At 71.5% G+C, this 12,753-nt stretch carries 6 protein-coding genes; all 6 read left to right on the forward strand.

Translation table 11 applies throughout. From position 1 onward, the window contains the following. Positions 1–89 precede the first annotated feature (89 nt). Complete coding sequence (locus tag BJ963_RS04565) at positions 90–1,517, forward strand: serine/threonine-protein kinase (RefSeq protein WP_179454920.1); 1,428 nt, start codon at positions 90–92, stop codon at positions 1,515–1,517. Further along, entirely contained in the window at positions 1,514–7,426 is a 5,913-nt protein-coding gene (locus BJ963_RS04570; RefSeq protein WP_179454921.1) for an Ig-like domain-containing protein, read from the forward strand. Before BJ963_RS04565 ends, BJ963_RS04570 begins: the two co-directional genes overlap by 4 nt. 100 nt (positions 7,427–7,526) lie before the next feature. Continuing rightward, on the forward strand, positions 7,527–8,498 hold the full coding sequence (locus BJ963_RS04575) for an AAA family ATPase (RefSeq protein ID WP_089911291.1): 972 nt from the start codon (positions 7,527–7,529) through the stop codon (positions 8,496–8,498). After that, positions 8,495–9,835: a DUF58 domain-containing protein gene (locus tag BJ963_RS04580; protein ID WP_179454922.1), complete on the forward strand. Its 1,341-nt coding sequence runs from the start codon at positions 8,495–8,497 to the stop codon at positions 9,833–9,835. Before BJ963_RS04575 ends, BJ963_RS04580 begins: the two co-directional genes overlap by 4 nt. After that, positions 9,835–12,144, forward strand: a complete 2,310-nt coding sequence (locus BJ963_RS04585) for a transglutaminase-like domain-containing protein (protein ID WP_179454923.1) — start codon at positions 9,835–9,837, stop codon at positions 12,142–12,144. Before BJ963_RS04580 ends, BJ963_RS04585 begins: the two co-directional genes overlap by 1 nt. Continuing rightward, a complete protein-coding gene (locus tag BJ963_RS04590; RefSeq protein ID WP_172824190.1) occupies positions 12,141–12,749 on the forward strand; it encodes a zinc-ribbon domain-containing protein in 609 nt (202 codons plus the stop codon). Before BJ963_RS04585 ends, BJ963_RS04590 begins: the two co-directional genes overlap by 4 nt. The last annotated feature ends 4 nt before the right edge of the window (positions 12,750–12,753 follow it).

Genomic DNA, 12,753 nt, shown 5'->3' on the forward strand with positions numbered 1-12,753 from the left:
CCGGCCGGTCGGGGGCGGTATCCGGCTGCCTACAATTGTCAGACGCTTCGCACCGGCGAACGCGTCTCATCGACGAACGGGAGGAGCCGATGGCCCGGCGTTTGCCGTCCCAGCCGCCGAACCTCCCGGGTTTCTCCTACGTCCGGGTGCTGGGTTCCGGCGGCTTCGCCGACGTGTTCCTGTACGAGCAGAACATGCCGAGGCGCCAGGTCGCGGTCAAGGTGATGCTCGCCGAGGTGGTCACCAGCCAGGTCAAACAGATGTTCCAGGCCGAGGCGAACCTCATGGCGCAGCTGAGCACCCATCCGTCGATCCTCACCGTCTATCAGGCGAGCGTCTCCTCCGACGGCCGGCCGTACCTGGTGATGGAGCTCTGTTCCGCCGCGATCGGACAGCGTTACCGCACGGAACCGCTGTCGGTGCCGGAGGCGCTGAGCGTCGGCGTGCGCATCGCCAGCGCGGTCGAGACGGCCCACCGGGCCGGAGTGCTGCATCGCGACATCAAGCCGTCGAACATCCTGAGCACCGCCTACGGGCATCCGGTGCTGAGCGACTTCGGGATCGCCGCAACGCTCAGCGAGGCCGACGTCACCGAGGCGATCGGCCTGTCCATCCCCTGGTCGGCGCCCGAGGTCCTGCTCGACGAGACCAGCGGCACGATCGCCAGCGAGATCTGGTCGCTCGGGGCCACGCTGTACTCGCTGCTCGCCGGGCGGTCGCCGTTCGAGGTGCCCGGCAAGGAGAACACGTCCGCCGAGCTCATCCAGCGCATCACCAAGAGCCGGCCGCTGCCGATCGGGCGGGCCGATGTGCCGCCGCGGCTGGAGCAGGTGCTGATGCGGGCGATGTCGCGACGGCCCTCCCAGCGGCAGAGGAGCGTTCTGGAGTTCATCCGCGAGCTGCAGGCGGTGGAGACCGAGCTCGGCCTGCCGCAGACGCCGATCGAGGTCGCGATGGACGACTGGGCGCTGGCGACCGCCGGCGATCCGGAGGACAGGACCCGGGTGAAGGGCGTCGTCGCGGTCGACCCGGGCGCCCGCCGGCGCCGGCGCCGCGCGGTTCCCGTGTCCACGACGGTGACCCGCGCACCGACACGCACCGTCGTGCGCGAGAGCGGGAGTGCGCAGACGCCGCAGCAGGCCGCGCCGGCGAAGACCTCCCGCGCGCTCGTGCTCTCCCTGGTCGCGTGCGCCGTGCTCGTCGTCGTTCTCGCCGTGACCGCATCGATCGTGCTGGTGCGAGCGGGGGCGAGCGACGACATCCCGACGGTCCGCGATCTCAGCGGCCGGGTGGCCGGCAGCACCATCGTGTTCACCTGGAGCGACCCGGGGCTGCAGGAGGGCGACACGTACCAGGTGACGGTCGACGACCAGCCGCCCAGCAGCCAGCACGCGACGGAGTTCCGCGTCGACGCGAAGTCGGGTGAGACCGTCTGCGTCACCGTTACGGTGAACCGCGACGGCAAGACGGGCACGCCGAGCGGCCAGAAGTGCGTCGAGGGGACGGGCGGGACGTGACCCGCCTCGGCGCCATCGGGTCGTGGCTCGCCGCGCACAAGTCCGTCGCGGCGACCGCCGTGAGCGGGACGGCGGTGGCCGCCCTGGTGACGACCCTCGCGGTCGTCTCGGGGGGCTACAGCGCGCAGCACCTCCGGCTCGACGACGCCTCGGTCTGGGTCGCGAGCGACGCCAAGAAGTCCCTCGGCCGGGCGAACACGGAGATCGACAAGCTCAACTCGGTGGTGGCCGGGACCGGCGAGGCCCTGGACGTCGTCCAGGACGGCAGGGACGTCCTCCTCCTCGACCGCGAGGCGAACACGATCGCGCTCGTCGATCCGGCGACGGCAGAGGCGGGCAAGTCGGTGGCGCTGCCGCCGCGTTCTCCGCAGGTGTCGCTCGCGGACGGTCACGTCGCCCTGCTGTCGCAGACCACCGGGCAGCTGTGGCTGACCGGGGTCGACCAGCTGAAGGACTTCAACTCCGGCTCCGCGGCGACGATCGACCTCGGTGGCCGCGCCGTGTCCGCTATGGACCCGTCCGGCGTGATGTTCGCGTACCAGCCGTCGACCAGGGCCCTGGTGCGCATCGGCCTCGACGCCGCCGAGCCCTCGACGATGACCGAGACGCTCCGCACCCGGGGCGACGGCGCCGACGTCTCCCTGACATCCGTGGGAGGCCACTGGGCGCTGCTCGACCCGTCGCAGCGCACGCTGACCCTCGAGGACCGCACGGTGAACCTCGCCGCCTTCCTCCCCGAGGGGGACGAACCGGTGCTGCAGCAGCCGTCGGAGCGCGGGGATGCCGTGTGGATCGCCTCCACCGCCGGGCTGATCCGCGTGCCGCTCGCCGGCGGGCCTGCCACGCGGGCGCTCGCTCGCGACTCCGGCGCCCCGGCCGCGCCCGTCACCGTCGACGGGTGCACCTACGCCGCCTGGAACGACGGAACGGCCTGGCGCACATGCTCGGCGTCGGGCGCGGGGGATCGGTCGACGCTCGACGGCGTGCCGTCCGGTGCGGTGCTCGGCTTCCGCGTGAACGGGAACCGCGTCGTGCTCAACGACGGCCGCTCCGGTGTCTCCTGGGCGGTGCAGAGCGGCAACGCACGCATCGACAACTGGGACGAGCTGGTCTCCAAGAAGACGACGCAGGAGCTCGTCGACCAGACCAAGCAGGACGATGCCCCGCAGTTCGAGAAGCAGGAGCAGCCTCCCGTCGCCGTCGACGACTCGTTCGGCGCCCGGCCGGGACGCGTGACGCCGCTGCCCGTCCTGCTCAACGACTACGACCCGAACGGCGACGTGCTGACGATCGACTCGTTCACGGCGGTGCCCGCGAGTCAGGGCTCGATCGAACTCACGAATGCCGACCAGCAGCTCCAGCTGACGCTTCCGGACACGGCCACCGGCACGATCGCCTTCGACTACACGATCTCGGACGGCCGCGGCGGGACGGCGACGGCGCACGTGACCGTCGCGGTGCGGACGGCGTCCGAGAACAGCCCGCCGGTCTGCGTCCGCAACGCCAAGGCCGTCGTGCAGTCCGGCGGCCGCGTGTCCACACCGGTGCTCGGCGACTGCTACGACCCGGACGGCGACTCCTTCTACCTCGCCGGCGCGTCCGTTCCCGCTCCCGACGCCGTCACGTTCACCCCGCAGGGTCAGATCGCCTACTCCGACCACGGCGACGGCGAAGGCGTGAAGGATGTGGCCCTCACCCTCTCGGACGGACGGGCCGAGGCGGCCGGGCTGCTCGCGGTGACCGTGCGCGCGCCGGGACAGGTGCCGATCATCGCCGATCCGTTCGCCGTCGTGGCCTACCAGAGCCAGGAGGTGACGGTGTCGCCGCTCGACCACGTTCGCGGCGGCAACGGCACGGTGCGCCTCAGCACCGTCCCCACCAAGGCGGACGCGACGATCACCCCGGACTATCAAGGAGGCACGTTCCGCTTCGAGTCCGACCAGGCCGGAACGCACAACATCGAGTACTCGGTGACCGACGGCCTCGTGACGGCGACCGGCGTCGTCCGGGTCGAGGTCAAGGCGCCCCCGGGGGCGAAGACCGCGCCGATCGCGGTGCCGCACACCGCGTTCATCCGCGAGCAGTCGACGCAGGACGTCGACGTCCTCTCGACCGACATCGACCCGTCGGGCGGCGTGCTGCTGGTCACGGGCGTGACCGAGCCGGAGGCGGCGACCGGTGTCCGGGTCCAGGTGCTGCAGCAGCGCACCCTCCGCGTCACCCTGAGCCGGCCGCTCGAGGGTCCCGTCGACTTCCACTACCGGCTCAGCAACGGCCTGGCCGAGACGATCGGGACGGTCACCGTCGTCCAGCTCCCGCCGCTCACGGTCCATCAGCCGCCGATCGCCGCCCCCGACAGCGTCTCGGTCCGGGTGGGCGATGTGGTCGACATCCCGGTGCTGGCCAACGACGTGCAGCCCGACGGCGACAAGCTGACCCTCGACCCGACCCTGGCGACACCGCTCCCCAGCGGCGCCGGCCTCCTCTTCGCCAGCGGCGACCACCTCCGCTACCTCGCGCCGTCGAAGCCCGGCAACTACACCGCCGCATACAAGGTGTACGGGGCGGACGGCCAGTGGGCGACGGCCGAGGTCACGATCGCCGTGCGCGAGCGCGACGCCGCGACCAACAACCCGCCCGTTCCGAAGACCGTGACCGCGCGCGTCCTCGCGGGAGACACCGTCCGCATCACCATCCCGCTGTCCGGCATCGACCCCGACGGCGACTCCGTGCAGTTCATCGGGCAGGAGACGAACCCGCAGAAGGGCGCCGTGATCGCCTCCGGTCCGGACTGGATGGACTTCCAGGCCGGCGACTACGCCGCAGGCACCGACACCTTCACCTATGCCGTGGTCGACGCGCTCGGCGCCCGCGCGACGGGCACGGTCCGGGTGGGCATCGCCGCCCGGGTCGAGGGCGCACGGAACCCGGTCGCGGTCGAGGACGACGTGACGGCGCGTCCGGGGCGCACGCTGTCGGTGCAGGTCCTCGCCAACGACAGCGACCCCGACGGCAGCCCGCTCAGCGTGACCGCGGTCACGTCGCTCGACGGCAAGGCCAAGGCGAAGATCAGCGGCGACGTCGTCACCGTCACGGCGCCCCAGACCGAGGGAGCCTACGGCTTCCTCTACACGATCCAGAACGAGCGCGGAGGCACCAGCCAGGCGTTCCTACGGCTCACGGTCGACCCGAAGGCGCCGCCCGCGCGTCCGGTCGTCTCCGACACGACCCTCGGACTCTCCGACATCCTCGGCAAGGACCGTGTCGATGTGAACGTGCTGGCCAACGTGTTCTTCGCCGATGGCCCGGTCTCCAGCCTGAAGCTCTCGCTGGTGCCCGGATACACGAGCGATGCGCAGGTCACGTCCTCGAAGCGGTTGCGGATCGCGATCGGCGCGAAGAGCCAGGTGGTGCCCTTCCGTGTCGCGAACCCGGAGGACGAGAGCGTCGTCGCCTACGGCTTCGTACGGGTGCCCGGCTACGACGACGCCCTGCCCCAGCTGAAGCGGGGTGCGCCCAAGCTGACGGTGGTCAGCGAGAAGACCCTGACCATCCACCTCAACGACTACATCGTCGCGGTGGGCGACAGGAAGGTGCGGCTGACCGACGCGGCGACCGTGCGCGCCACCCACGCCAACGGCGACGACCTGGTGGCCGGGAGCGACACGCTCCAGTTCACGTCGTCGCCGCGCTACTTCGGGCCGGCCTCCATCTCGTTCCAGGTCACCGACGGAGCGAGCGCCAACGACCCGAACGCCAACGTCGCGACCATCGTGCTCCCGATCGAGGTCACGCCTCGCGAGAATCAGCCGCCCGTGTTCACCGGTGCGCTCATCGACTTCGAGCCCGGCCAGACGAAGACGATCGACCTCACCAAGGTGACCAGGTACCCGTACGCCAAAGACGTCGGCGAGCTGGTCTACTCCATCCAGGATCCCCGTCCCGACGGCGTGTCCGCCTCCCTGAGCGGGCAGAAGCTGACGGTGAGCGTCGCCGCCGACGCGGTCAAGGGCACGCGCCCATCGCTCTCGATCGGGGTGAAAGACGCCGTCAACGCCGGCCAGGCCGGTCGCATCGACATCTCGGTCGTGCCGTCGACGCGTCCGCTGGCCAGCCCCCAGCCGGACCGCGTGATCGCTCCGCGCGGGCAGACCTCGACAGTGGATGTGCTGGCCAACGACGGCGCGACCAACCCGTTCCCGGGCAAGCCTCTGCGGGTGGTCGCGGTCCGCGGTCTGGGGACCGGACTGCCGGACGGCGTCAGCATCACCCCGAGCGCCGACAACTCGGAGCTGCAGATCTCGGTCTCCCAGACGGCTGCCGCGGCCGATACGACCCTGCAGTACGAGGTCGCGGACGCCACCGGGGATCCGGACCGCTACGTCTGGGGCACCGTGACGGTGTCGGTGCAGGATCGCCCGGCCCCGGTGTCCAATGTCCAGGTCGGCACGATCGCCGACCGCAGCCTCACGCTCACGTGGATCCCCGGCGCCTTCAACAACTCGCCGATCACCGGCTTCGAGGTGACCATGGCGTCCGCAGCGAGCGGCGCCGTGCTCTCCACCACGCCGTGCGCCACCACGACGTGCGCGATCACGACGCCGGGCAACGGGTCCTCCAACGCCGTCACCCTCAGCGTGCGCGCCAGGAATGCGCTCGGGCTCTCCGACCCGACGGCCTACGCCGAGGCGGTGTGGTCCGATGTGGTGCCGAACGCCCCGTCCGGCCTGTCGTCGACACCGCTCGACCAGGGGCTCCGCGTCACGTGGTCGAAGCCCGCGGACGCCGCGGGCGCGAGCCCGATCAGCTCCTACGTGGTGTCGGTGGGCGGCGTGACCAAGGCTCTGCAGGTCTCGGGGTCGGACCCGGTCGGCACCCGGTACGCGCTCAACGTCACCGATCCCGGCATCGCGAACGGAGCGTCGATCGGATACACGGTCGCCTCCCGCAACGACTTCTACCAGGGTCGGACGACGTGGAATCAGAGCCAGGGGAGCGGTATCCCCGCGGGAGCGCCGACCACGACGGGCATCGCCCCGGTGGCCACTCCGAACACGACCGACGGCACCAGCGTGACGCTCAGCTGGTCCAACGTCTTCGGCGACAACGGTGCGGCCGTCTCCGCCTACTACGTCGCGGTGTTCCAGGGCGGCAACCCCACCTTCTGCCGGGTCGACGGCGTCGAGGACGGGCAACCGGCGCTGAGCACCGGAGGACTCGGCCGCGTTCAGGGCGGTAGCACCACCTTCGACGGGCTCAGCCCGAACCGCAGCTACAACTTCATCGTCTACGCCTACAACGGCCAGGGCTGCACCCCGGCCGCGATCGTGAGCGCGACGCCGCGCCAAGCTCCGGGAGCGGTGAGCCAGATCGCGGTGAACGGGCGGGTGCAGAGCGGTGACACCGTCGACTTCCGGGTCTCCGTGTCCTACCGCGCGGGCGGCGGGTCCAGCCCGGTCTTCGACTACCAGCTGCTGAGCGGGACCGCCGTCGTCGACTCCGGTCAGCTCGCCGGCACCACCGGGATCCTCACCGGCTCCAACGGAAGCCACTACGGCGTACCGCTGACCGTGAAGATCACCCGCGTCTGCGAGAGCTACCCGGACAGCGCTCCGCTCTGCTCCGATCAGTCGGCCACGCAGGACCTGGGCGTCGCGGTGAGCCTCGCCATCGGCGGCGGCCGCTACGACCCCGCGAGTCACGTGTTCACCTGGACCAGCTGGCCGACCGGTCAGTACGAGGCCGTGACCTACAGCTGCGACGGGACCACTCAGCTGCCGATGCCGGCGACGGGACAGACCGCATCCTGCACCGCCCCGGCGAACGACCCGTCGCCGACGCTGGTCGTGCGGGTCGTCAGCGGTTCCGACACGTACAGCCAGCCGTACCCGGGATCGAGTCTGCAATGAGTTCGGGACGCCATACTGATGAGATGTGCCGCTCCGTGCGGCCCGCATCCCCTTCCCAGCGGCCCGACCGGCCGCGCCCCGAACCGAAAGAGGCCGGAGCATGACGATGACCCCCGAGCAGGCAAGCTGGTTCTCCGGAGTCTTCGATCGTCTCGTCGGGAACATCGACCGGGTCCTGCTGGGCAAGACCCACGTGATCCGGCTTGCCCTGACCGCGCTGTTCAGCGAGGGCCACCTCCTCCTGGAGGACTTCCCGGGGACGGGCAAGACCTCGCTCGCGCGCGCGATCGCCGAGAGCGTGCGCGGGACGACCAACCGCGTCCAGTTCACTCCCGACCTGCTGCCGGGCGACATCACCGGCGTCAACATCTACGACCAGCGGAGCGGCGCCTTCGAGTTCCACCGCGGCCCGGTCTTCGCCAACATCGTCCTCGCCGACGAGATCAACCGTGCGAGCCCCAAGACCCAGTCCGCTCTGCTCGAGGTCATGGAGGAGCAGCAGGTCACGGTCGACGGCGTGCGCCATTCGGTGGGTGCGCCGTTCATGGTGATCGCGACCCAGAACCCGATCGAGCAGGCGGGCACCTACCGGCTCCCGGAGGCGCAGCTCGACCGCTTCCTGATGAAGGCGTCGATCGGCTACCCCGACCACGAGGCGACCCTGCGCATCCTGGAGGGGTCGGAGCGCCGCGCCCACGAGGTCGTCGTGCCGGAGGTGATCTCGGCCGCAACGGTGGTCGAGATGGCCACCATGGCCCGCGGCGTCCACGTCGACCCCACGATCAACGACTACGTGTCACGCCTGGTCGAGGCCAGCCGGACCGCCGACGAGATCAGGCTCGGCGTGAGCGTTCGCGGGGCGCTCGCCCTGCTGCGCGCCGCCAAGACCATGGCCGCCGCATCCGGTCGCTACTACGTCACCCCGGACGACGTGAAAGCTCTTGCAGAGCCCGTGCTCGCCCACCGCCTCGTGCTCGACCCGGAGGCCGAGTTCGAGGGCGTCAGCGCCTCGAGCCTCATCGGGCAGCTGTTGATCGAGACCCCGCCGCCGAGCGATCGGGCCGCCGTGTGACCACCGTCACCCGTTCGCAGACCGAGCTCACCAACGCGCGCGCCCGCATCGTCGGCGAGCGCGATGGCGTCCTGGCCGACGCGATCGTGTGGGTCGTCCGCACCTCGGGGACGGCCGCGCGCGCGGTCGCGACCGTCGCCCGGCGCATCAGCGCCGTCGTCACCGCGCTCGGCTGGTCGATGCTGCTGCTGGCAGCTCTCGCGCTGACCGTGGGATACGTCTTCGGCTGGGTCGAGGCGGTGGTGGCCGGGTGGACCGCCCTCGTGCTCCTCGTGGTGGCGTCCGGCTATCTCATCGGCCGCACCGCCTACGATGTCGGCCTCTCGCTTCCGGCCAACCGGGTCGTCGTAGGGGACAGGGCCCCCGGCGAGGTGGCGGTGCGCAACACCCTCCGCCGCGGGCTTCCCGGCGTGCGGGTCGAGGTGCCCGTCGGTCAGGGGCTCGCCGAGTTCGCCGCGCCGCCGCTCGCTGCGGGCGAGGAGCACTCGGACGTGTTCGTCGTGCCGACCACCCGGCGCGGCATCGTGCCGATCGGACCGGTCCGGACGGTCCGCGCCGACCCGATCGGGCTGCTCCGCCGCGAGGTCGTCTGGGCGGACTCGCTCGACCTGTTCGTGCATCCCCGCACCATCGCCATCCCCAGCATGAGCACTGGGTTCGTCCGCGACCTCGAGGGATCTCCGACCCGCGACCTGACGGCCAGCGACATCGCCTTCCACGCGCTCCGCGAGTACGTCCCCGGCGACGAGCGGCGCTACATCCACTGGAAGTCGACCGCGAAGACCGGCAGCTACATGGTCCGCCAGTTCGAGGAGACCCGGAGGAGCCACCTGCTGGTGGCGCTCAGCCTGTCGGCGGCCGACTACGCCACCGAGGAGGAGTTCGAGCTGGCCGTGAGCGTCGCCGGGTCGCTCGGCGTCCGCGCCATGCAGGACTCCCGAACGGTCTCGGTCGTCGCCAGCGCGGAGACGCCCGACTTCGCCAAGCGTGTCGTGTTCAGCGCCCGACGCCTCAGCACGGTGAACCGAGGGCGGCTCCTCGACGATCTGGCGGGCGTCGAGACCGCGGTCTCGGCCCTGCGGCTTCCGGAGCTCGCGCAGGTGGCGTCCGACGGCGCGGCGGGCATCTCCATCGCGTTCCTCATCTGCGGTTCGACCCCGACGGCTGCGCAGCTGCGCGCCGCGGCCGGGCACTTCCCGCTCGGGGTGGACGTCGTCGCCATCGTCTGCGACGAGGGAGCCGTGCCGTCGATGCGCCGGGTCGCCGACCTCAGCGTGCTCACCATCGGCTACCTGGAGGACCTCCAGCGCAGCCTCGCCAAGAGACTGGCGCTCTGATGCCCGCCCGCCGCTCCGCCGCCTCGCTGATCGACGTCGCCTTCGCCGTCGTCGCCGTGGCGCTCGGCGCCTGGTCGTTCTGGCCGATCCACCAGTCGCCCGAGTTCGTCCTGATGCTGGTGGTGACCCTGCTGGCCGGCACGGCGGTGGCCGTGGCGGGATGGGCGTTCCGGCTGCCGAGCATCGCGGTCGCCGGGCTGATCGCGCTGGTGTTCCTCGGGCTCGGGGTGCAGCTCGCGGTCCCGTCCGAATCGGCCGCGGGCGGGCTTCTGCCGGCGGGGCCGGGTTTCGTCGATCTGGTCCAGGGCACCTGGCTGAGCTGGAAGCAGCTGGTGACCATCAGCATCCCTGTCGGGTCGTACCAGGCGCTCCTGGTGCCGGCGTTCCTGCTGACACTGCTGGCCACCGTCCTGACGGTCACGATCGCGCTCCGGTCGTCGCGGCCGGAGCCGGCCGCCGTCCCGCCGGTGCTGCTGTTCGTCGCGGGCATCGTGCTGGGCTCTTCGACGTCATCCCTGCCGCTCCCGCTGCTGTTCGCCCTCTTCGTCGTGCTCCTCTCGTGGCTGATCCGCTTCCGGCTGCGGCGCAGGGCGGCATCCCTCCGCACGCTGCGGGAGCAGAGCGGCCTGCTCGTCGAGACGCGGCGTGAGCGGCGCTCGACAGCCCTGCTGACGACGGCGGGCGCGACGGTGATGCTGCTCACGGCGGCCGCGGCGGGGATCGCAGCGGCCGCGCTGATCCCGCCGGCCGGCGCGCGGCAGGTCGCGCGCACCGCGGTCGAGCAACCGTTCGACCCGCGGGAGTACCCCAGCCCGCTGAGTGGATTCCGCTCCTACCTCGAGCCGGCGCGCGCCGACCGGGCCATGCTGACCGTCACGGGGCTCCCGGCCGACCGTCGGCTGCGGATCGCGACGCTCGACACCTACGACGGCGTCACCTACGCGGTGGGCAGCGGAGACGAGACCAGCGCATCCGGCTCGTTCACGCGCGTGCCGTACCGCATCGACCAGAGTGCGACCACGGGCAAGCGGACGACGACGAGTGTGGTGGTCCGCGACTACCGCGGCCCGTGGCTTCCCGGGAGCGGACAGCTGGAGCAGGTGCGCTTCAGCGGGGTGGACGCCCAGCGGCTCGCCGGAGCGTTCTTCTACAACGACGTGACCGGCACGGGCGCCGTCACCACGGCCCTCCGCAGCGGCGACATGTACACCGAGGAGACGGTCGTCAAACCGCAGCTGAAGCCCGACCAGCTGGAGAAGGTGCAACCGGGGACGGACTCCGTGCCGCGCCCCCGCGTCATCCCGGACGAGCTGGCGTCCGTGCTGCAGAAGTACACCTCCGGTGTCAGCGGCGCCGGGCCGAAGCTCGCGGCGGCGCTGCGCGGCCTCGCCCAGGACGGCTATATCAGCCACGGCATCGGCGCGGACGAGCCCGCCAGCCGGTCGGGGCACGGCGCCGACCGGATCACCGAGCTGCTGACCGACGTCCCCATGCTCGGCGACCAGGAGCAGTACGCGGTCACCGCAGCGCTCATGGCCCGGCAGCTCGGCTTCCCCGCGCGAGTGGTCGTCGGATTCGTGGCGCCGGCGGACACCACCGGTCCGAACCTGACCTTCGTCGGCTCCGACATCTCCGCCTGGATCGAGGTGCAGACCACCTCCGGCTGGGTGACCGTCGATCCGACGCCTCCACTGCGTCCCGTCCCGCCGAAGCAGCCGGACCAGCCCACCCAGATCTCCCGGCCGCAGACCAACATCCAGCCCCCGGTCGACGAGAACCCGCAGCGCAACGACGAGCCCCCGCAGGCGCAGGTCGACCCCTCCGACCAGCCGCAGCCGAACCCCGTGCTCGAGACGCTGCTCGCCGTCCTGGCGGTCGTGGGATGGACGCTGCTTGTCCTCGCACTCGTCGCCTCGCCGTTCCTGGCCGTCCTCGCCGCGAAATGGCGTCGCCGCGCGCTGCGCCGATCGGCGCCGACCGCGCGGGAGCGCATCGTCGGCGGCTGGCGGGAGTTCGCCGATGCGGCCGTCGACCACGGCTACGAGCCGCAGCCCGCCGCGACGCGGGTGGAGTTCGCCGACACCATCGGCGGATCGCGCGCCGGCGCGCTCGCCAAGGTCGCTGACCGCGCCACGTTCAGCGGCGTCGCTCCGACCCCCGCGGAGGCAGAGACGGTCTGGAAGGCGGTCGACGAGCTCCGCTCGCAGCTCGCGAAGCGCGACACGCGCTGGAAGCGGCTGCTCGCTGCCGTCTCGCTGCGGTCGCTCGGCTACCGTGGGAGACGGAACCGGAAGGGGCGGGAACGATGAACTGTCGGGTGTGCGGAGCAGAGCTGGCCGAAGGCACGCTGTTCTGTCCGCTGTGCGGCAGCTCGGTCACCTCGTCACGGCTGCGTGCTCCGGAAGTCGCGGACCCGCGGCCATCGGACACCTCGATCATCTCCGACCGCCTCGCCGAGCCGCGGCCCGCTCCCGCGGTCGCCGGACGGTTCCCGGAGGACGTCCTCCTCGATGAGGACGGCCTGCCGCCGACCCAGGCGATGACGATCGTGCCGGTCGAGGAGGCGCCGCCCGTCCACCCGCCGGCGCACCGGACGTATACGCTCAGCTTCTCCACCGGCGACGTCGTCGAGGTGTCCGGCTCCGGGCTCATCGGCCGGCGTCCGATCACGCAGCCGGGGGAGCACATCGACCAGCTCGTCGTCGTCTCGGACCCCGGCCGCAGCGTCTCCAAGACGCACCTCGAGTTCGGCCTCGAGGGCGACGAGCTGTGGATCTGCGATCGCTACTCCGGAAACGGCACGGTCGCGCATCCGCTCGGCGGTGTGGCGCGCCAGTGCGAGGCCGGCCGTCGCTACCGCGTCACCCGCGGAACCCGCGTCGAGATCGGCGACCACTGGTTCGACGTCTCCTGACCTC

The sequence above is a fragment of the Leifsonia soli genome, assembly GCF_013408745.1.
GTDB lineage: Bacteria > Actinomycetota > Actinomycetes > Actinomycetales > Microbacteriaceae > Leifsonia > Leifsonia soli.

Bases quoted from the DNA above. Each gene is read 5' to 3' on its own strand.
- BJ963_RS04585 (WP_179454923.1), top strand. From the start codon at position 9,835: ATGCCCGCCCGCCGCTCCGCCGCCTCGCTGATCGACGTCGCCTTCGCC.
- BJ963_RS04565 (WP_179454920.1), top strand. From the start codon at position 90: ATGGCCCGGCGTTTGCCGTCCCAGCCGCCGAACCTCCCGGGTTTCTCC.
- BJ963_RS04590 (WP_172824190.1), top strand. From the start codon at position 12,141: ATGAACTGTCGGGTGTGCGGAGCAGAGCTGGCCGAAGGCACGCTGTTC.
- BJ963_RS04575 (WP_089911291.1), top strand. From the start codon at position 7,527: ATGACGATGACCCCCGAGCAGGCAAGCTGGTTCTCCGGAGTCTTCGAT.